17 protein-coding genes are annotated in these 21083 nt (G+C 64.8%); 9 read left to right on the plus strand and 8 right to left on the minus strand.

What is annotated here, in order from left to right:
* Position 1: 1 nt before the first annotated feature.
* The 3 genes from VJV41_RS00970 (at position 2) to VJV41_RS00980 (ending at position 4506) form a co-directional block, all read left to right on the plus strand.
* Positions 2–682 carry a hypothetical protein gene (locus tag VJV41_RS00970; RefSeq protein WP_325330164.1) on the plus strand — a complete coding sequence of 227 codons (681 nt, stop codon included), beginning with the start codon at positions 2–4 and terminating at the stop codon, positions 680–682.
* A 79-nt stretch (positions 683–761) separates the two neighbouring features.
* Entirely contained in the window at positions 762–1775 is a 1014-nt protein-coding gene (locus VJV41_RS00975; RefSeq protein WP_325330166.1) for a DUF2235 domain-containing protein, read from the plus strand.
* Positions 1776–1902: 127 nt separating this feature from the next.
* Complete coding sequence (locus VJV41_RS00980) at positions 1903–4506, plus strand: helix-turn-helix transcriptional regulator (protein WP_325330168.1); 2604 nt, start codon at positions 1903–1905, stop codon at positions 4504–4506.
* An 89-nt stretch (positions 4507–4595) separates the two neighbouring features.
* Here VJV41_RS00980 and VJV41_RS00985 read toward each other — a convergent pair whose 3' ends face one another.
* Genes VJV41_RS00985 through VJV41_RS00995 form a run of 3 tightly spaced genes read right to left on the minus strand, consistent with a single transcriptional unit; the run spans position 4596 to position 8772 of the window.
* Positions 4596–5687, minus strand: a complete 1092-nt coding sequence (locus VJV41_RS00985; RefSeq protein ID WP_325330170.1) for a DUF2235 domain-containing protein — start codon at positions 5685–5687, stop codon at positions 4596–4598.
* Positions 5684–6961, minus strand: a complete 1278-nt coding sequence (locus VJV41_RS00990; protein ID WP_325330172.1) for a hypothetical protein — start codon at positions 6959–6961, stop codon at positions 5684–5686. Before VJV41_RS00990 ends, VJV41_RS00985 begins: the two co-directional genes overlap by 4 nt.
* Positions 6961–8772 carry a hypothetical protein gene (locus tag VJV41_RS00995; RefSeq protein ID WP_325330174.1) on the minus strand — a complete coding sequence of 604 codons (1812 nt, stop codon included), beginning with the start codon at positions 8770–8772 and terminating at the stop codon, positions 6961–6963. The genes VJV41_RS00990 and VJV41_RS00995 overlap by 1 nt, the downstream gene beginning before the upstream one ends.
* Before the next feature lie 352 nt (positions 8773–9124).
* On the opposite strand from VJV41_RS00995, the gene VJV41_RS01000 reads away from it, so the two are divergent.
* From VJV41_RS01000 to VJV41_RS01020, 5 genes are all read left to right on the plus strand, one after another.
* Entirely contained in the window at positions 9125–9958 is an 834-nt protein-coding gene (locus VJV41_RS01000; RefSeq protein ID WP_325330176.1) for a hypothetical protein, read from the plus strand.
* Between the two features lie 103 nt (positions 9959–10061).
* Entirely contained in the window at positions 10062–10757 is a 696-nt protein-coding gene (locus VJV41_RS01005; protein ID WP_325330178.1) for a crotonase/enoyl-CoA hydratase family protein, read from the plus strand.
* The gene (locus tag VJV41_RS01010) at positions 10757–11341 is read left to right on the plus strand and encodes a TetR/AcrR family transcriptional regulator (RefSeq protein WP_325330180.1); all 585 of its coding nucleotides are present in this window, start codon (positions 10757–10759) and stop codon (positions 11339–11341) included. Before VJV41_RS01005 ends, VJV41_RS01010 begins: the two co-directional genes overlap by 1 nt.
* A gap of 85 nt (positions 11342–11426) precedes the next feature.
* Positions 11427–12413, plus strand: a complete 987-nt coding sequence (locus tag VJV41_RS01015; protein ID WP_325330182.1) for a magnesium transporter CorA family protein — start codon at positions 11427–11429, stop codon at positions 12411–12413.
* 263 nt (positions 12414–12676) lie between these two features.
* Complete coding sequence (locus tag VJV41_RS01020; RefSeq protein WP_325330184.1) at positions 12677–13024, plus strand: STAS domain-containing protein; 348 nt, start codon at positions 12677–12679, stop codon at positions 13022–13024.
* Positions 13025–13027: 3 nt separating this feature from the next.
* On the opposite strand, the gene VJV41_RS01025 is transcribed toward VJV41_RS01020, so the two are convergent.
* Positions 13028–14176: an FAD/NAD(P)-binding oxidoreductase gene (locus tag VJV41_RS01025; RefSeq protein ID WP_325330186.1), complete on the minus strand. Its 1149-nt coding sequence runs from the start codon at positions 14174–14176 to the stop codon at positions 13028–13030.
* 176 nt (positions 14177–14352) lie between these two features.
* Between VJV41_RS01025 and VJV41_RS01030 the strand changes: the two genes are divergently transcribed.
* Entirely contained in the window at positions 14353–15090 is a 738-nt protein-coding gene (locus tag VJV41_RS01030; protein WP_325330188.1) for a DUF3060 domain-containing protein, read from the plus strand.
* Between the two features lie 8 nt (positions 15091–15098).
* Here VJV41_RS01030 and VJV41_RS01035 read toward each other — a convergent pair whose 3' ends face one another.
* The 4 genes from VJV41_RS01035 to VJV41_RS01050 form a co-directional block, all read right to left on the minus strand.
* On the minus strand, positions 15099–15701 hold the full coding sequence (locus VJV41_RS01035) for an HD domain-containing protein (RefSeq protein WP_325330190.1): 603 nt from the start codon (positions 15699–15701) through the stop codon (positions 15099–15101).
* Positions 15698–16597: a haloalkane dehalogenase gene (locus VJV41_RS01040; RefSeq protein WP_325330301.1), complete on the minus strand. Its 900-nt coding sequence runs from the start codon at positions 16595–16597 to the stop codon at positions 15698–15700. Before VJV41_RS01040 ends, VJV41_RS01035 begins: the two co-directional genes overlap by 4 nt.
* 2 nt (positions 16598–16599) lie before the next feature.
* Positions 16600–17763: a zinc-binding dehydrogenase gene (locus tag VJV41_RS01045; RefSeq protein ID WP_325330192.1), complete on the minus strand. Its 1164-nt coding sequence runs from the start codon at positions 17761–17763 to the stop codon at positions 16600–16602.
* Between the two features lie 177 nt (positions 17764–17940).
* Positions 17941–20994 (minus strand): hypothetical protein, encoded by a 3054-nt coding sequence (locus tag VJV41_RS01050; protein WP_325330194.1) that lies wholly within the window; start codon positions 20992–20994, stop codon positions 17941–17943.
* Positions 20995–21083 lie beyond the last annotated feature (89 nt).

A 21083-nucleotide genomic window follows, 5' to 3' on the forward strand; every position in this document is an offset into this window, starting at 1 on the left:
CGTGGCAGACACGCTTTATGCCGACGTGTCCGAGTGGCAGGTCGGCGTCAACGACAGTTATCCCTATCCCGTCTTGTGCATCCGGTCCAACGACGGCACGCATCGAGATCGCCGGTGGGTCAACAACTATGACTGGTGCCTGCGCAACGCCGACAGCGGGCACCTGACGTTCTTCATCGTCTACTTCGTCTGGCGGCCGAACTGGCAGCAAACCGTCGACACATTCAAGGACCTGGTTCGCACCCCTCACCCGAAGATGGCGGTGATGCTCGACGTCGAGTCGTGGGGTGGGCAGATCCGTGGCGATCGCTCGGCCGACATCAACGCCGCCTACGAGGCCGTCGGCGCGTTCGTCGGGTCGACGGCGAAGGTGATCGGTTACGGCAACGTCGGCGACCTGAACAACTTGTGGCCACGCAAGCCGCCGGGCATTCGACTGGTCGTCGCCGCCTATGGCTACAACCCGGCATACCCGGGGAAGATCGCCCATCAATACACCGACGGCCAGGGCTACGGAGGCGGCCTGCCTGAGGGTGCACCGCCGTTCGGCCGCTGCGACATGAACTCTGCGGACGGGCTGGCGGCAGACGAGTTCGCACGTGCATGTGGCGTTACACCCACCGATCCCGCAGCCGCCCAGCTTGCGCACTCAAGAATTCGTAGGAAACCTCGAATCGAGTAGTGCAATACGCAGGACACAGCGACTTTCGCCCGGCAAACTATTTCGCAGCAACGTCAATTAATCTTGTCGGGGGTTTGCCGTGAAGAACATCGTGCTGTGCTTCGACAACGCACGAGCGCATCTCGGGTCTTCTGTTGCGACAAATGCCGAGGCACTGCTGGGTCTGCTCGACGAAACGGACGACCAGATCACGTGGTACCACCCGGGTCCGCGATCGGCAAACACTCGGCGGCTGGGCGGTCTGCGCCGGCGGCATGCGCTTGACGACGCACAGGCAGCGATCTCCGAGGCCTACGAGTTCCTGATCGACTCTTGGGAGCCCGGAGACCGCATCTACCTGTTCGGCGTCGGGCGAGGCGCGTATTGCGCACAGTCACTGACCCGGCTGCTCGGAACAGTGGGCTTGTTCCCCCAGCTGATGGACTACGTGCTCGACGCCTATGCGCTGCCTCGCACGCGACGCACCCCGCAGGACTGGAATCGTGTCAGGCGATTGGCGGCGCGGTTGACCGGACGACGCGATATCGGGGTTCCCGTCGAGTATTTGGGGCTGTGGGACACGGCGAAATTGCCGGGGCTGCCGCGAGATTCGGAGCCGCTGACCAACGTCGCCGCCGGTCGGCACGCCGTCGCGATCGACGGTGGCTACGGTCCGTTCGGCGAGCACTTGGTGGCGTCCGGATCCGACCGGGTGGAGGAAGCCTGGTTTCGGGGCGCGCATTGCGACGTCGCCGGGGGCCCGGCGGCGTGCCGGCCGCTGGCCCAGATCGCGCTGGACTGGGTGCTCGACGGCGCCATTCGGGCCGGAGTCGCGGTGCGGCCGGGCAGCAGGCACCTAGGTCCGGCGCCGAGCGAGTTCGACGCGCTCTCCGGAAGCGCGCACACGATTTCGATCCGCAAGCTGCCCGCCAACGCACTGGTGCACGCGAGTGTCGACATCTATCTGCGCGCACATCCGGAGTACTGGCGGCGATTGCCGGCTCACGTCATCTGGGCCGATATGGATTGGCTCGCCCGCAGCGAGCGGCTGGTGCGTGCCGAACCGACGACCGCGCCGGTCCTACCCGAGCTGCTGACGGCCGCCGCGTCGTGAACTAAGTAGCGAATCCCCAGCTACGCGAGAATTTGCGTAGTGCACTACTCATGACCGCTGTGCATCCGCGCAGCAGACTTTGCCTATGACCGCTGCGCTACCGCACAAGGTAGTACCGTCCGAGGTTATGGCCCAAAACTGGCCTGTGGTCCGTCGCGACAACGAATACGCGACGATCCACAACGCGCTGGTCGACAAAAACGGCGGGTGCGGGATCGTCCTGATCGGCGACGCGGGTGTGGGCAAGACGACGCTGGCGCGTCTGGTGACGCAATCGCTGCCCTCGCGCGTGCAATGGGTGGCAGGCACGGAGTCGGCACGCAGCATCCCACTCGGTGTGTTCGCCCATCTGGTGGGGGCCGCGACGTCGCGGGATCCGGTGGCCTTCCTGTCGGCGGCGCGCGAAACGATTATCGCCGAAGGGCATTCGGTGATCGGTGTTGACGACGCCCACCTGCTCGATCAGCTTTCGGCGACGCTGCTGCACCAGCTGGCGCTGGACGGCTCGGTGCGCATCGTCGCGACAGTGCGTGCCGGAGAGGCGGTGCCCGACGCGATCACGTCGTTGTGGAAGGACGGGTACCTGCAGCGGCTGCATCTGCTGCCGTTCACCAGGGATCAGTGCGTCTCGCTGATCGAGGAGGCGCTTGGCGGCCGCGTCGAGGGGTTGTCGGCCGACTTGATGTGGGAGGCGTCCGGGGGCAACGCGTTGTTCGTCCGGCACCTTGTCGAGGGCGCGCTGGAGGCGGGCACGCTGCGCCAGGTCCGCGGGGTGTGGCAGCTTCGCGGCCGTACGGCGGTCACCTCCGAACTGGCGTCGCTGTTGGATTCGCGCGTGGACCAGTTGCCCGATAACGTGCTGCACACATTGCGGTTGCTGACGTTCTGCGAGCCGCTTGCGCTCGACACGCTGTGCGACATCGTCGGAGCCGACGCAGTCGAGGAGGCCGAGAGCCGCGGCCTGATCCGGGTGGTCGAAGACCACTCCACAGTGGACGTACGCTTCAACCACCCGCTGTTCGGTGAGGTGATCCGCCGGCGGCTGGGCATGGCCGGGGCGCGGCGGTTGCGCGGCGAGGTCGTCCGCGCGCTGCGGGGTCAGCCGTTGAATTCGGCTGCAGAACGAATTCGGTTGGCGGAGTTGACACTTGACAGTGACCAGCAGCCCGAGCTCGAGCTGCTCGTATCGGCGGCTCGCGACGCGATCGCGCTGACCAACGTCACCCTTGGCGAGCGCCTGGCCCGGGCCGCGGTGAACCGGGGCGGCGGCCTGGTGGCCAGCGAGCTGTTGGCGCGCTCGCTGCTGTGGCAGGGCAAGGCCGCCGAGGCCGAGGAGACGCTGAGCTCGTTTGATCCGGACCAGATGGACGAGCTCGAGCTGGTGCGCTGGGGTGCAGCGCGCATTGCCAACCTGCATTGGTCCATGGGCGACGCCGAAAGCGCCAACGAAGTCCTGGAACTGCTGCGCGAGAAGGTCACTCAAGACGGTCTGCGGCTGCTTGTCGACGGCGTGGCGTCCGCGTCGCGCACATTCGAGAACCAGCTGCAAGAGGCAGTAACCATGTCCGCGCGTGTGCTGTCGGATTCCGCGGCGCCTCCCAGTGCCGTCGAGTGGGCCGCGTTCGGTGGCGGATGGGCCCTGGCGTTGATGGGCCGCGCGGAGGACGTCGCGGCGGCGGCTGCGCGAAGTCATCAGGTGGAAAGCAGAGTCGACGGGCTGCTGCGCTACATGGCGGCGTTCGGCGAGGTGCGCGCGTTGGTGCTACGCGGCGAGTTCGACACTGCCGCACAACGATCCGCCGACATCGTTCGAATCACCGCGGCGGGCCAGTATCTCGCATGGGGCATGGCCAACGTCCTGGTCGGCACCGTCGGCGTGGCTCGCGGGCTGTTTGCCGACACGGTGCCGCGGATGGAGCAGACCGTCGCCGCACTGACCGCGGAGTCGGCCGCATCGTGGAGTTTTCCGGCCCGGCTCATGCTGGCGCAGTCCTATTGCGCGCTCGGCCGTACGGAACCGGGCGCCAGGATGATGGCCGAGGTGAAGACCCGCTACGGCAGGCATGTGGCGGTCTTCGGCCCGCAGCTGAAGATCGCCGAGTCGTGGTTGGCCGCCGCGGAGGGAAACGTCAGCGCCGCAATCGAACTCGCGTTAAACGCGGCGCGCCTGGCGGCCGAATCGGGGCAGCAGGCCATCGAGATGCTGGCGCTGCACGACGCGGTGCGCTTCGGCGACCAGAGCTGTTTGGACCGGCTCGTCGAGGTGTCGGCGGCGACCGGCGGTCGGCTGGCGGCGGTGATAGCTGCGCACGCCGAGGCGGTGCGGGACCGCGACGCCGCGGGAATCGCCGCGGCAGCCCAGCAGTTCGAGGAGCTCGGCGCGCTGTTGTCGGCAGCCGACGCCGCCGCACAGGCTGCCGTGGCGTACGAGGGCGCCGACGATCGCCGCCGCAGCGTGGAGGCCGCCGCGGCGGCCAACCGGCTCGCGGCCGACTGCGGTGGAATCCGAACGCCTGCACTGGATCTGGCAGCCCATCCGCTGCCGCTGACGGTGCGCGAGCGTGAGATCGCCAACCTGGTCGCCGCGGGTCTGAGCAATCGCGACATCGCCGAGCGGCTGACGGTATCGGTACGCACGGTCGAGGGCCATCTCTATCGCGCGTGTATCAAGCTCGACATCTCCGACCGTGAGGAGCTCGCCGCGCTGATCCGCGGCGGCGGCCAGGGTTGACTTTTCCTGCGCGAGCAGACGTAAAGTGCACCATTTCCGCGGCGTGTCGGGGGCTTTTGCGTCTGCTCGCGATGGCCCAACTCGCGATGTCAACGTCTGAGGTCTGGCCGGTAGTCGCTGTGCTCGATCCGGTACCGCACGCTTCGATGCAGCGCATCGTCCGGCAGCACCGCGCGCTTGAGCCAGCCACCTGCCAACCGCCACACCCATTCATTGGCGTGGATTGTGCCCATCGCCTTGTCAGGTGGCAGCTCGTCTTCGTATGCGACGCCGATGAGATCTTTGTACCGCCGTTTGTCGACTGCGAGACCGGCCGCATCGGCTTCCTTGACCATCCAGGACAACGCGATGTCGGACAGGTCGTGATTGTCCGGAAACTGACCGCCGACATCGCTGTGCACGCCCGCGAACCACATCTCCTGGTAGCGGCCCTTGGCATCCGCGACGGCCTTGGGATCGAACCGATATACCTCGAACGGGCGGCGGCGTTCGTCGATCGCCATGGCGTGGCGGGCGATGTCGACGTTGGTGATCCGCCGGGTGAACGGCCAGTGTGCCATCTCGATACGCGCCTTGAGGTTCAGCCAGCCCACCGACTTCACGGTGTCCCATACGCCGAGGAAGCGCACTTGGTGCTGGCTGGTGTCGAACGGGCCGGGAAAGTCGGGATGGCCGAACTGCCGGTTGAACTCGTCGCGTAGTTTCCAGAAGTCCCGTTCTGCCGCTTTGGCTTTGGCGTCTCGCTCGGTGCCCGGACGCGGCGGTGGATTGCCGCTCTGCGCGTAGAGCTTCAAAGCGTATGGCACTAGATTCTCCGTGCCACGACGCAGTAGTCCGACAGTGCGCAGCATGCCGGTCAACGCGCGCGCCGTGTAGGCCCCGCGCGAAAACCCGAACACATAGATTTGGTCGCCTGCTTGGTATTGCCGCGACAGCCACGTGTAGGCCTCTTCGATGTTGTCCTTGACGCCGAAACCCGCGACGAGGCCGGCCGCCCTGCTCATCGTCTGGCCCAGTTGAGTGACGGCGCCGCGGGCACCCATGGTGCCCACGCCGGGGTCGTAGTACACGAGCTGATCGTCGGCCTTCTCGGCGATGTCGTAGATGCGGGCCACATTGGTGACGCCGTGCTCGGGTTCGTTGTTCGTACCGTCAAGGCATACAACAAGATTCCTGGTCATCGCGGCACCTCGAATGTCAGTTGGGACCACCACTGCGTAGTCTTGAGCTTGCTCGATGGGTGCCCTGCTTTCCGTACCTCGGCCGGCAGGATCACGCGATGGTCTTTCTCGGTGAGAGCGTCGAGCAGTTCCTTCTTCGGAATGGTCTTCTTCCATCGTTCGACGAGACCCCAGGGCACCATCGCGTCACCGGGTTTGACCCACTCGTCGAGGATGAACGGCTTCGGCGTCGCATTGTGCGACCCGTGATGACCGACCTTGTAGAAGTCGACGCTTTCGATCAGCGCCAGGGCCTCAGGGTTGGTCCGCACGTGCTCCCAGGCACCAAACTGGGCGTCGCCGGGGAAGAGCATCCGCAGGCCCGCGACTTCGAGGACGAAGAAGACGCTGGTGTTGTTGACCGACTGTTCGAGGACCGACGCGGCGGCCAGAAGGCCCATGTCGTTGGACAGAGCATGTAGCCGAAGACGAGTCTTGGCCTTTGTCAATGCTTCCGGTATCTGGGTCTTGTCGGCGATGACGTAGTTCTCGTTGAACAGCTGCCAGTCGTCGTCGGCGTGCTCGGTCGATTCGTCGTCCAGATTCAGCGTCAGCCAGCCCGCCCGCGCGGGCGGGTCCATCCTCTTGAGCATCTTCGGGTCCCGCGACGGGCCCAGGACATGGGCCCGCACGCCGCACTTGTCGGCTTTGATCGTGTTTTCGTCCGGCGTCTTGCTGGGCAGGAAGCGCACCTCGGGTTCGTTGGCGAAGCGATGACCGTTGCGGCTCAGCAGCCGGTCCGTCGCCTTCTCGTTTCCGCTTGAGTTGACGGCGAATGCCAAAGCCGCGTTGAGCTTTTCGGCCGCGTCTTTGTCACGCCCGGTCAGCCCGGCCAGCCGCGCGCTGATCAGCCCCTGCAGCTTTTGGGCTGCCACCGCCTGCGCACGGCGCAACTTCTTGGCGTCGGCATCCTTGCTGTCTTCGACGAAAGGCACCCAGACCTCGTCGACGTGCACGGCGGTCCAATCATCTTCGGCGAAGCCGCTGATGTGGTCCTGGTGATGGTGAGTGGCGACGACGACGTCGAGGTGGGGCGGTGCGTCGCCGCAGTCGTCGGTCAGGTCGGAGATGATGTTCTGGACCGACTCGCTGATCGGTCTGGCCATTCCCTGCGAATGCACCCCACAGTCGACGAGCATCCGCCACGTCTGCTCACCGCGGCGAACGGTGACGCGGAACGCATCGCCGAAACCCACGTTGTACATGCGAATTTCGACTGTCGTGGCGCCGGCCATCAGACACCTGCCTGTTCGTAGTGCAAGCTTGCGAAGTCGAGGCGATTGACCGCCGGCTCGTCACTCCAGATGCTCAGCGGGTCGTCGTCCTCGACGGTGCCGAACCATTCCTGCATCTTTCTGAGGCGATCCGACCCGAGCTCGTTGACGTACGCGGCGTCCTCATCAGTCGGCACCGGATCGCGCAACGGCAGCGGCTTGGCGACGATGTGTTCGACATCGCCGTTCACCCGGGTGATCAACGTGGTGCCCGCGCGTAGTGGGGTGCGCTCTTTCTCCGGCACGTCCGGCTGGCATTTCTCTTCGAGGTCGGGCCGACGCTGGGTGTACTGCACGACGACCTCGGGCCTGGGCTGGCGGTCGTCGGCCAACCGGTATGTGACGTGGACGCTGCTCAGCGCAATCGGCATCTTCTCGTCGGGTTCCAATCCGATCGCGATGGCATGCGTTCTGGCCCAACGAGTCAGCGCGCTGTATACCCGCATCGGTTTCTCGCCCGGGTCCCCCATCGGATCGAGGTTCATGGTGGCCTCGAGAATGAGCTCCTCCAGCGGGATCGCGGGATTGCCGTCGCGCAGGCTCAGACCGCGGCCCTCCGGCCATCTCAATGCGTTGTCGGTGAGCGAGCCGACCTTCTCCGGGATGATGCCGCGGCGGCGCAGCGCTTCGATCAGCCCGCCGCGCAGCCCGGCGGCATCCTCGGGATACAGCGCGCAGTCGGCAGTGACGATCGCGCGGATGACGTCGCTGAACGTGACGTCGACCGGTGGCAGGTAGTCGAATGCGCGGACGACCATGGCCAGGAAGCGGTCGGCGGTCAATACCGCCTCCGTCGCGATGCGGCTCACCAGATCGGGAAGCAACCTGCCCTCGGGAAGTACGCCCGTGCCGCTGGTCGCGATCCGCGTGAGATCCGCGATCATCGATTGGAACTTGTCCAGGTATGCGTCGAAGACGGCGGCGACGAAGCAGGCGCCACGCTCGTGTGGTTCGGTGGCGGCCTGGAACCGGTCGGGTGTGCGCTTACGGTCGGCGATCGCGGAGCGCAGCGCAGCGCCCCGGCCGGTGGACTCGCCGAATTCGACGGCCAGGTCGAAAAGCGCGGTGCCGTCGTCGATTCGGCCCGACGACGCCGTGACCGCGTCGAACACGATGTCGCGATAGGAGAAGTGCTGGAACAGTGCGATCAGGTCGGCGAAGCCTTCGTGCCAGGCGAACACATCGCGGTTCGTCGCCTCGGAGTAGTACGGGCGAAGACGGTGCACGATCGCGTGCGTGAGCTCGTGGGCGATGATGTCGGAGGACAGGCAGGTGAAGATCATCTGGCCGGGAAGATTGGCTCCCGGGTCCTTGTCGTCGGCGTGGTAGTAGCCGAACAGCACTGCCTTGCGGCTCGGGTCGAAGAAGGCGTTGCGACCCTCGAACGCGTGGGGAACCATCGCGAGCTTGTCGTCGCCTTTCCACCGGAAACGGCGACCGAGATACCGTTCGAATCGTTCGAGCACGCTCATACCGACGGCGTAGACGATCTGCTGATGCGAGCGCGGATCGCCTTCCGAGGGCTTCAGCCCGTCCTGGGCGAGGATGAACGGGTCGTCGAGATCGACCAGCGCATACCAGTTTTGCCGCATCGGGTCGTAGTCGACGATCTGAAGCAGCTCGCCCTGCGGTCCGGGCGCAAGCTCGGGTTCGTATGGCACGTTGACGGTAAGCAGCCGCCCCGACAGTCGGCTGGACATCGGGTCAAACGCGAAGGTGCGCAAGCGTCGTCGTCGCGGGGTCCGGAGCGCCGGACCTGTCGTCATCCCCATGGGAATGACGCTAAGACAGTACGAGCCTCATTGAACGAGTAATTGACTACGCGTTTTTGCCAACGGTGCTACTCACGGGTTGACATGAATCTTTGTCGAGGTTTTACGGTCGGACGTCGCAATCGCCCATGTGCGTCGCGTCGCGTTGAACGCCGATGGGGAACCGATTCCGATCGACGATGCGTCCGCCTCCGAGCGACAACCTAGCGACGTCAGCGGCAATCTGTCGCAACCGTCCCTTGAAGCACTTCAGTCTCTAATTTCCCACTGGGCAGTGACGCCCCAGCAAATACCGGCCGACATGGCTCGGCGAATGCTGTCGGCACGGACGACCCATGGTTTACTGCGGGGCGTGGACTGGTTCGAAGACCGGGCGCGCGACCTGGCCGACGTATCCGCCGGTGCATGGACCGCGCTCGCGGCCTGGCTGGCAGTCATGGTGGGAGTCGCCGCGCTGCTGTACGCCTGGCGCCAGTATCAGCGGGTCAAACACCAGACCGATGAGCTGATGCAGCCCAACGTGGCGATGTTCATGGAGCCCAGCGCAACGGACTGGCATCTTGTCGAGCTGGTGGTCAAGAACTTCGGCCGCACCCCGGCCTACGGAATCCGGTTCGAATTCGCCAACCCACCCACCGTCGGCAAGTACGAGAACGCCTACGAGGACCGCTACATCGACATCGCGCCGCTGAACCTGCCCGCGGAGATCCCCTACCTGGCGCCTTCGCAGGAATGGCGCATCGTCTGGGATTCGGCGCTGGATCGCCGGGAGCTGGGCGAGGCCATCGCCTCGCGCTTCGACGGCTCCGTCACCTACTACGACCAGGCCACCAACGGCCGCAGCGCCAAGACCGGCCGGCAGCAGTTCCGGTCCACAGCCGTCCTGGACTGGGCGACGCTACATCCCGTCGAGCGGCTCGAGCTGCTGACCACCCACGACCTCGCCCGTCAGGAGAAGCAGAAGCTCGAATTGCTGCGCAGCCTGCTGACCTACTTTCACTACGCGGCGAGCGAGAGCCGTGAGGAAGTCCTACGCAGCGAGATCAATCGCGTCCGCTCGGCCGCCGACGAACTGCGCGAGCGCTACCGCGCGCAATACAACGCGCCCGTCGACAACAACAGCTTCGCCTTCCAGGAGGCGCACACCACCGTGATCAACGGCAGACATCGCCGCGACCTCGCCTAGCACCGATCCGCGGATTTGTATCCCGGTAAGCGATTTCGAGTTTCCGCTCGGGCGTTAGCGCCGTTCTTGGCTTTCGTAACGCTGTTACGTAACATCGCTACGCATGACCGTGAACTATGAACTGAACGAATCCGTCGCCACGATCACACTCGACGACGGCAAGGTCAACGTGCTCGGCCCGGCGATGCAGGCCGCGATCAACGAGGCACTCGACCGCGCTGAGAAGGACTCGGCGAAGGCGGTCGTGCTTGCGGGCAACGGCCGGGTGTTCTGCGGCGGGTTCGACCTGGCCGTGTTCCAGTCCGGCGACGCCAAGGCGGTGCTCGGGATGCTGGCGGGCGGCTTCGAGCTGTCGGTCCGCTGCCTGACCTTCCCCAAGCCGGTGATCATGGCGGCGACGGGCCCGGCGATCGCGATGGGTTCGTTCCTGCTCCTGTCCGGCGACCATCGGATCGGTCAGCCCAAGTCGCGCTGCCAGGCGATCGAGGTGGCGATCGGAATGACGATTCCGATCTCGGCGATCGAGATCATGCGGCTTCGGTTGACGCCGGCGGCATTCCAGCGAGGAGTGTCATTGGCCGCGACGTTCGTCGGCGACGAGGCGATCGCGGGCGGTTGGCTCGACGAGATCGTCGAGGCGGATCAGGTGCTGGCGCGGGCTCAACAGGTGGCGGCCGAGGCGGCGACGACACTGCACGCGGGCGCGCACCTGGCGAGCAAGCTCAAGGCTCGCGAACCCGCATTGAAGGTCATCCAGGCCGGCATCGACGGTCTGGCAACGGAATTCACGCTGGACTGATGCCAAGGATCAAGCAGCGAACGCCCGAACTTCGGGACCGGCTGCTCGAAGTGGCGATCGCGACGCTATCCGAGGAGGGCATCGCGCGGTTCACGACGCGACGCGTGGCCGAGCGGGCGGGCACATCGGTGCCCGCGGTCTACGAGCTGTTCGACGACAAGGCCGGCTTGGTGCGGGCGATGTTCTTCGAGGGCTTCCGGCTACTGGGCCGTGAGCTGGCCAAGGTTCCGGTGACCGACGATCCGCTCGACGATCTCGAGCGGCTGGTACCCGTCTTCCGACTGTTCTGCCGCGCGTATCCGCGCCTGGCCCAGGTGATGTTTTCGCGCCCGTTCGCCGATTTCGAGCCGGGGCCCGACGAGCTGGCCGCGGGAGCGTCCGTGCGGGAGGTGTTTGTCGGCCGCATTCAACGGTGCATCGATGCGGACCAGTTGTCGGGAGATCCGACGGACATCGCGCACGTATTGCTTGCTCTGGCACAGGGTTTGGCGGTGCAGGAGGCCGGGCGGTGGCTGGGCGATGGCCCGTCGATCGAGCGGCGATGGCGGCTGGGGGTGCGGTCTCTCCTGACGGGGTTGCGCTGACGTAGAGCGCCCGTCAAACAGTTGTTGACGCCTCAAAACGACATACACCGCAGTCATTCGCCGGCGCCGCTGACATGATGGTGGAATGACGCACGTCCGCGGTCGGGTGTGGCGGGCCGGAAAGCCGCAGGACGACTTCGACTTCCCTGCGATCTCGGACTACCTCACCGAGGACGACACGTTGGTGTGGTGCGACATCTACGACCCCAACCACGCGATCCTCGCCGACCTGGCGCAGGAGTTGGGGCTCAATACGTGGGCGGTGGAGGATGCCGTCGCCGAAGCGGAGCGCACCAAGGCCAACGTCTACAGCACCCATACGTTCTTCACGGTCTACAGCGTGACCGTCAGGGAACCGGCCGACGAATCCGAGTCGATGCTCGACATCCACCGCATCTCCGCATTCGTGCTGCCGCGGGGGCTGATCACCGTGCGGTTGTCGCCGCATTTCGACATGGATGCGGTGTCGCGACGCTTCGACGAGCTCGACGGCCAGGAGTATGGCGTGGGCTCCCTGGTGCACGGGCTACTCGATGTCGTGGTCGACGGGCACTTCGAAGCGGTCCAGGCGCTCGACGAGGGCATCGAGGGCCTGGAAGACGCCCTGTTCACCAACAGCGGTCCGAAGGGCGGTCTGCAGCGGCACACCTTCCGGCTGCGAAAGGACCTCGTCGAACTGCGCCGGGTGGTTCTGCCGATGCGCGAAGTCGTCAACACCATTCAGCACCGCCGGCTGGACGCCAAGACGGCCCCGCAGCTGGATCCGCTGTTTGCCGATCTGTACGACCATGTTCTGCGCGTGTCCGAATGGACGGAATCGCTGCGCGACATGGTGACAACGGTTTTCGAGACGCACCTATCGCTGCAGGATGCACGGCTGAACATCGTGATGAAAAAGTTGACCGGCTGGGCGGCGATCATCGCGGTGCCCACAGCGATTACCGGGTTCTACGGCCAGAACGTCGAGTATCCCGGGATCAACACAGTCGGCGGTTTCGTGGCGAGCACCTCGATCATCGTGCTGCTGGTGCTCGGGCTGTATTGGATGTTCAAGAGGCGAGATTGGTTGTAATGCAACGGCTTTGAGTGCCACCGCAGTGCGGGCCGGGTTCCGATACCGACAGCGGCGCCCCGAAAGGGGAATGTTTGGCGGTTCGGTGAGAATCTTCTTCGAAATTGTCGCGGGAGGCGCCAACTGACGTAGGCTGTTCACAGGTTGAGTTCCCAGCCGCAGGAAACGTCGCAGAACTGCAGGAAGACTCCCTGATCAGCCCTCTGGACGCGACCTCCTATTTTCATCCGGACGTCACTTTGGAGCCGACCTCAATGACCGCAATGACCACATCAGACCCATTCACGGCAACGAGCCGGGCTGGGCTGAAACTGTCCACCGAATGGCTCAATACCTCCGTCGTGCGCATCAGCGCCTACGGTGATATCGACGCGTCCAATTCCGCCGAAGTGCTGGAGTATGTGTTCCGTCGCGGAGCCAACTGCCGCAGCATGATTCTCGATTTGAAGGACGTCACTTTCTTTGCGACAGCGGGCTTTTCGGCGCTGCAGACCATCGACATGCGGTGCACACGCGCATCGGTCAGCTGGATGCTGATTCCCAGCGCGGCGGTCTCGCGAGTGCTCTCCGTCTGCGACGCGCGACGCAGTCTCCCGTGCGGGCTCGCCTGAGTCCTACACCGTCATCGGGGTGTGGCGGCGCACCAGTTCGTCGGCGTGGCGATAGTCGTCGTCGGCATTCAGGCTCAGCACCCCGACGACTTCGCCGCCGGCTTCGTACCAGGCGGTGAACCCGTTGCGATGCTCGACGAGTCGGCTGTGCTCGTATCCGGTCCCCCAGCCACGGTACTTCAGCGTGGATTCGCCTATGGTGCATGAGAATCCGGGCACCTTGTCCCAACCGGCGTCGTAGCCGGCGGCGGATAGCCCGGCGACGAGCCCCTGTTGGGCGGCGTCGCGCCAGTGCTCGGCGCGGATGCGTCGCCTCGCGGTGACGTTGTACGCCAGCGCGACGTCGCCTGCGGCGTACACGTTGCGTGCAGAGGTGTGCATGCGCTCATTGACGACGATGCGATCGTCTTGCGTTTCCAGTCCCGCTTGGGCGGCCAGATGGGGATCGGGGCGTACACCAGTCGCCGAGACCACGACGTCGGCTTCGATGGCTGCGCCGGTGTCGAGGTGCACTGTGGTGTCGTCGATGGCCGCGACGCTCGTCGAGCCCAGGAAGCGAACACCGCTGTCCGACAAGATCTTTGCGACCCGGTCACCGACGTCAACGCCGAAACGCCGTTGTAGCGGTACGGGTTCGGCGGCAACCATGGTGGTGAGCACGCCGCGAGTGGCCATGCACGCGGCGGCCTCGCAGCCGATCAGCCCGGCACCGATGACGACGGCGGATTCGGCGCTGCGCGCAGCCATTCGGAGGATGACGGCGTCGGCGAAGGACCGCAGGCTCAGCGCGGTATGCGCGCCGGGGATAGTCAGCGGAACAGGTGTCGCGCCGCACGCCAGGACGAGGTGCCAGTAGGGGTAGCGCATGCCGCCGGTGGTGACGACTTCCTGGTTGGCGAGGTCGAGGTGGTCGACGGTGATGCCGCGGATCAGGTCGACGTTGTGGCGGACGAACCAGCCGGGGCTGTGCAGGTCGAGTTTGGTATCGCGGCCGCAGAGGTAGGCCTTGCTCAGCGGTGGCTTGGCATAGGGCAACGCCGGGTCGGAGGTCAGCATTCGCACCGGGATGTGGGGGTGCTTGCTGCGGAACGTCTCCGCCGCGCTCAACCCTGCTGGACCACTGCCGATGGCGATGAAACCCGGTGCCACCACACTTCCTGAGTACCACTTCCGGGGGCCGGCCGTGCCCGTTGTCAGGCTTTGGTCATACTTTCGCGAGCAACCCTGTGGGGGGTTGCTTCAAATGCCGTAGACGAAGTTCTCCGATCATCAAGCCCGGAGTTTCCGCAATGTCGGCGTCGCAAACGGTCATATGGGACTATCTGCGCATGGATCCACAGGACGACCCCGAGGCCCGCATCAGGCAGCTCGAGCAACCGCTCGCCGACGTTGCCAATGCGAGCGAACTGGGTACGAGTCCGTCGGGCGGCACCGGCGCCACGAGACCGATGCCTCCACCGACGTACATTCCCCCGCCGTCGGGAAGCACGACGCCGACGTATGTGCCGCCGCCAACCGGCTATGGCCCACCGCCGGTGGATCCGTATGCGGCGCCGCCGTTCTCGTATCCGCAGGTGCAGCGGAGGGTGTCGGTGTCGACGGGTTTCGGCGCGTTGCCGTTGGTGATCGCGGGCGTCGTACTCGCCCTGATGGTCGGCATTGGTGCATTCGTGTTCTTCACCATCAAGTCGGCGGTGCCCAACGGCATCCCCACGATTCCGAGCATGCCGAGCATCCCCAGCTTCCCTAGCATCCCCAGCGTCGAGCCGCCGAGCACCGCCGCCGGGCCGACGACCCCGCCTCCGGGTGGCTCACAGAGCGTGTCCGGCATGGGCAAGAACGAAGAGCTGGTATGCAACGACAGCCCGGTGAGCGTCAGCGGTGTCTCCAACACCGTCACGATCACAGGACACTGCACGAAGGTGACGGTGTCCGGTATGCAGAATCAGGTCATCCTCGAGACGGCCGACTCGATTGGCGCATCCGGCTTCAAGAACCAGGTCACCTATCACTCCGGTTCACCGGATATCGACGCAGGCGGCGACAACGTAGTACAACAGGGCTGAGCGGCGCGTTAGACCGTGGCGGCGATGGGCGGTCCGATCTCCTCTTCGAGCGTGCGGACCACCCGTCCTAGCTCGTCCACCATCCAGCTGTCGCTTCTGCGGCGGTACACCTCCAGCAGTGAGCGGTAGTACCAGAGATGCTCGTACGGATCGTCGGTGTTGAACCGCTGCCATAGCGACGGCCCGTGCCGGCGCAGGTCCCGCAGGATGGCCCTGGCGTTGTCGAGCTTGTCGGCGATCGATACCAGAATCGCGCTGTCGGACGCCTCGTCCAGATGGGCGATGTACTGCTCTTTGCGCTGGCGCCACGGCGGTTTCGGCGTCACGACGGTGTCGCTGCACTCCTCGACGATCGACGCGACCGTGGCGCCGAACCGCTCCTCGATGTCGGCCAATGTCACGTCGCCGCCTTGGTCTTCGGCGGCATCATGCAGCAGCGCGGCGATCGCCTCGGTTTCGGTGCCGTCCGCCTCGATGACCAGTCCGGCCACGGACAGTAAGTGGCCCACGTACGGGACATCGCTGGCCTTGCGGGTCTGTGTGTTGTGCAGTTCGGCCGCGTAGGCCAGCGCCTCTTGGAATTTCGGTCCCAGACGGGGAGACGCGGTCATGGTGTCTTCCACGCCAAGATCCGTTGAGCCAGCTCTGGACCGCAGTCCTCCTGCACGAAGTGACTGCCGTTGATGCGCGCATGCGGTTGGCCCGCGGCCCCGGGAACGTGCTGCATCAGCGGACGGTCCGCGCGCCCGAGGATCGGATCCTTCGCACCGAAGACACACAGGAACGGTTTGTCCCACTGGCCGAGCTTCTCCCACGCGGCGCGGTTGGCGGGAACGGCCGGATCGTCGGGCGACGTCGGCACGAGTTGGGGAAAGGCGCGGGCACCGGCTTGAAATCGCTTGCCCGGGAACGGCGCATCGTATCCGGCGCGCACGTCGGCTCCCACCTTGGTGACGGTGCCGAAAGAGACAATGCGTCCGCAGGAGAACACGGGTGTGTAGCGCGCGAAGGCGCGCCAGATGCGAAACGCCGGGGGTGTCGGCCGGTCAGCGGTCGGGAGGAATCCGTTCGCGACGACGATGCGGGCGATGCGCTCGCTCTGTTCGGCGGCAATGCGTAAGCCGATCAACGATCCCCAGTCCTGGACGACGATGGTGACGTCGCGTAGGTCGAGGCCGTCGAACCACGCCGTTACCCACTCGACGTGGCGCAGGTAGGTGTAGTCGTCGATGCGGGTGGGCTTGTCTGAGCGGCCGAAGCCGATGAGGTCGGGCGCGAGCACACGATGCCCGCCGTCGACGAGCGGCGGAATCATGGTGCGGTACAGGTAACTCCACGTCGGCTCGCCGTGCAGCAGCACGATCGACGGGGCGTCGGCGGAGCCCTCGTCGACGTAGTGCATGCGCAGCGTGTCGGTATCGCTGGCCTTCACGTCGAGGTAGTGCGGGGCGAACGGGTAGCCGGAAAGATTTTCGAATCGTGAGTCGGGAGTGCGCAGGATCTCCATGGTCACCTCGGGCTCGCAGCGTCGCTCTTGGGGTCGATCAGGATCTTCGCGTGTGTTTCGGGGTCGACCAGCGCATCGAACGCAGCCTCGACGCCGGGGAGACCGACAGTCCCGGTGATGAGCGGCGTGACATCGACCTTGCCGTCGGCCAGCATGTGCAGTGTGTCGCGGAATTCCATTGGCGTGTAACCGAGTACGAATCGCAGGTCGATCTCTTTGTTGATGGCCATCGACGGCCGGAGCCGGTCGGCGCCCATACAGACACCGACCACGACGACGCGTGAGAACAGCGGCGCGCTGGTGATGATTCCGTCGATGATGCCGGGAACACCGACGCATTCAAAGATGACGGGGCGCTTGGGGGTTGCCGCACCGACGGCTTCGGCGGCACGCCAGACGTGCCACCACGGCAGCCGCAACTTGTGCAGAGTGTCGAGGGTGTTGACGGCGAGACCCAGTGCGTCGGGGGCGGTTTCGAGGTGTCCGTGACCCGAGGCGGCTTTGTAGGGTGAGTCCTGCGCGGGGTCGACGACGACGTCGGCGCCGCATCTCATCGCGAGAGCGCGGCGGCCGGCGGAAAAGTCGCTGGCGATCACGGTGCGCACGCCGTGGGCTTTGAGCATGAGGATGACGGCGAGCCCGATCGGCCCGCAGCCGATGACGATGGCCACCTGGCGCTTGCCCACTTCGCCGCGCTGGACGGCATGCCATCCGACGGCCATCGGCTCGGTCAGCGCGGCCTTCTCGGGCGGTAATCCGTTGGGCACGGGCAGCGCGAGTGACTGTTCGACGACGAGTCGTTCGGCGTAAGCACCCGGCGCGGCTGTCGAGAGACCGATCGGGTGGACGTCCTTGCCGCGCCGCGCCAGGGGTAAGGCGACGACGGGTGTGCCTGCGCGGGGTGCTTTGCGGGTGCCGGGGCCGTGGTCGAGGACCTCGCCACAGAACTCGTGGCCGAAGACGACGGACTGGTTCGAGCGCATGAAGTCCGGGTAGCCGGTCTCGGCCATCACGTCGGCGAGCTCGTCGCAGTGAATGCGGGCGTGCAGGTCCGAACCACAGATACCGCAGCGCTGGACGTCGATGAGCAGCTGGCCCTTCGCCGGTGTCGGGGTCGGCTGCTCGACGACCTCGAGTTTGGCGTTGGTGCACGTGATCGTCTTCACGGTGTCGAGCCTAGGGAAGGTGGCGGCGCCAGCCCTGCGCTATGTCGTTTTTGACCCACCACGCGGCCCACGACCGTCCCAATTGGGGACTACCGGCAAGCCGAATGAGCCATTCTGAGGCAGGAGGCTCTCGTGATGCTGCGGCCCCGGTTGTTGCGAGCGTCAGAAGTGGTGGCGCTAGTAGCACGCCGCCGGTCGTGCGGTATCGCCCGTGAACCAGGCAGCGACGATTGCGGCCGAGCACAAGTTGTCGGCGTTTCCGAGCTGTTGTTCGAGGGACTGTTGCGAGTACTTGGACAAAGTCCACCCCAGCGGCGCCTCTACTCCGGGCCGCGCGACCGGATAGAAGTCCACGACATTCGGCATAGTCCATGCGTCGGAATTCGGGGCATCGCCAGTCTTACATCCCCCGGGCGGAAATGACTTTTGGAAATCGAGCGCCGCCGCCTGCCTGGCTTCGGGCGACTGCGCGTCACGCACAGCACCGGTCGCGGTGAGAGGGGCGCTGAGCTCGTCCGGTCGAGCAGGGGGCTGCGACTTTGTCTGCGACAGATAACCGTTCTCGATGAAAATCAGCTTGGGTGCGAAACACCTTCCACCGCTGCGTTTTTCGATCCAACTGATAACATCTGGCCAAGTCAGAGCCAGCGGTGAGGCCCCGGACGAATCAATCAGGCCCCCGTCGAGATCGAAGGTTCGGTCATTAGGGTTCTGGCAGGAATTCAGTGTGCCCGTTGGCGACACATACGGAAACCGTGCGCTCAGCAATGCCGCCGTCGACAGACGCAGGTCCTGCGGGTCGACGCCTTCGTTCTTGCGACACGTGTTGTCGAATCCGTCCTTGGTACCTGCCAACGTCTGCAGAACCACATCAGCGGTCTTGGGCAGCAATGGATCTAGTGCGAGGCAGTCCCGGGTCCCAGTCTCGGCGGCATCGTTCCCTGTCTTGCTCACAACCCCAGGGCCCGCGAGGTAGAGCGGTGAAACGCTTAGTCGGCAGCCGTCGGTCACCGACGTTCCGTTCAACATCAGCATCGGGAACGCGGGATCTTTGCCGTCGGGCAAGGCGGCGGCCATGAAACCTTCTTCTAAGTCACCACCGCTCTGTTGTACCGCTGTTTCCCATGAACGCTCCAGGGCCGCGGCCCTGTCTTGATCGTGAACGTTGATCCGCAGCAACGCATTCGGAATGTCCCGGAACGCGAATGCCGCGATGGTGGGGCCAAGGAAGTCCCGTCGCAGCGGTTTCCACCAGTCATTACGGTTGGCGATCGCCTGTGTGACCGCCAGTCCGACGCTGCCACCGGATATTCCGCTCGCAAGAAACATCGACTCCATGGGCATCCGCGCATTCCGGCACTGTTTGTCGTCGGCTAAGCGCGGTGGCGCCTCGAATGGTTGGTTGCCCCGGACGAGGCACGCGAGCACCAGCGTCGTCCAGTACGCCGCTCGGATACCGCCGCCCGATGATGCGACGAAAACGAGCGGGATCTCCGGTTTGTTCGGCTGCCTTGCCGCCCAGGCGTCGAGCGCCTGACTGAATGACATCCGGTTCTGCGGCTTGGCCTCGGCGCTCGGAAGGAGCCGTGTGGAGTGATACACCGACTGGTCATCGACGATCGACGTACCCAAGAATGACACTGCCACGATGGCGATCACCGGCAAGCGTTTGACGCCGCATGCGGCAAGGGCACTGCCCGGATAAATCGAGTCGCCGAGGAGCAGTAACGCAGTCAACCCAAGAACCATGGCGAAGGCAAAGGCGAAAAGCGCTGCCCAGGGAGCAAGTAACGTCCCCGTGACCTGAGGCGACCAGGCGAGGATGCCGAACAGAGCGACCGACGACAACCCGAGGGCGGGAAGCCACCGTCGCGAAGGTTCAGTCGCCGCCAATTTGGTCCACTTATAGGCGATCAGACAAGCGGCAACCGCCAACACCAACATCACCACTCCGACCACGAGGGCACCGGTGCCGTTGCGAATTGTGAGGAGGCGTAGGCCGTTGCGCAAGGACAGGGCGATCAGAACCGCGATGGGAGTCGCCGCCAGCGCACTGGCAACGTGGCCCCCACGCAGAGCTTGAACTGATCCTGAAGTGGCGACCTCCGGCATCACCATGGCCGGAACCGTCTCGTCGGCTTCGACGGTCGTCAAACTGAATAACGATATGAGGACGACGATCGCCCCGGGTACCAAAAGCGCCTGGCCGAAGACCCAGCCGCGATAGATCGCGACAGCACCAATGATGACGGCGACTGCGCCAGCGACCAGTATCAGCCAGTTGATCAGTTGCTTCTTGCCGGGTTCTGAGGGGATGTCGACGTACGACATCAAGCACAACCTGCCTGTCAGCCGCAGCACCACCGCGAGGAACAGAGCAACAGCAACCGTGACGACAAGCCGCCCCCACTGTTCGAACAGCAGCATGAAGGCGTCGTCCAACTGGCGTCCAAGATCGCCTTGCAGACCGGCCATCACGAGCAAGAAGCCCGCTACAGCGATGTGGATGCGTAGCGCAAGGGCTACGCGCCACCACTGTCCGAGGATGGTCAGGAAGCCGTTCGGGGACGGCTGCGACAGTCGCAAACTGATGAGAAGCCCTACGCCGGAAGCGATCACGGCCATCAGAAGAGCGATCAATTTGGCGGCTGATATGAGCCCGACGCCGATCAGCACGTTCGCCGACGCTGAGCGGAAGGCCACAAAACCCAACAGCGACAGATCTTCGACGATGTCGACTAGGACGAAGCCAACTGTCATCCACAGCGCCATGTCGAGGATGGATACGAGTGTTCTTTTCTGCGCATCCCCAACACCAGTGCTCGCCTTGATTCGATCGCGAGCGTATTGATTGGCCTTGCCAAGGAGCAGCGCGACAGGCACGGCGACGAGCAGGATGTCGACCAGCAAGTAGATGACCAGCAAGCCGACCGGCGAAAGGACCCGGTCACCTTTCGAGGCGTCGAAAGTGACGACCCACTCCTGCCATTGTTGAATGGCCACAAAATGCGCCTGGCTGCTGCCAATCGTGGACGGCGAAAGAATCGCCGTTGCGCTTGCCGACGCGCCACCGGGTGGATGCATTCGCGCCAGCGTCCCGTCGACAACAGCCAAACCGCCGACCCCGGCATAAACAGCGAAGACAAAACTCCATGGGAACCGCAACAGCCACCGCAATGCGCTCATCGGGCGACGGTAGCAAAGGGCACGCGCGGCAGGCAGCGGTTCCACAAACTGAGCCTTAGCACGCTCCTACCTGGGCATATCCCACGCCTGTCATATTGCTCCTTGCGCAGGAAGCAAACGTTGATGCCAATCTT

It is taken from the genome of Mycobacterium sp., assembly GCF_035274705.1.
Lineage (GTDB): Bacteria > Actinomycetota > Actinomycetes > Mycobacteriales > Mycobacteriaceae > Mycobacterium.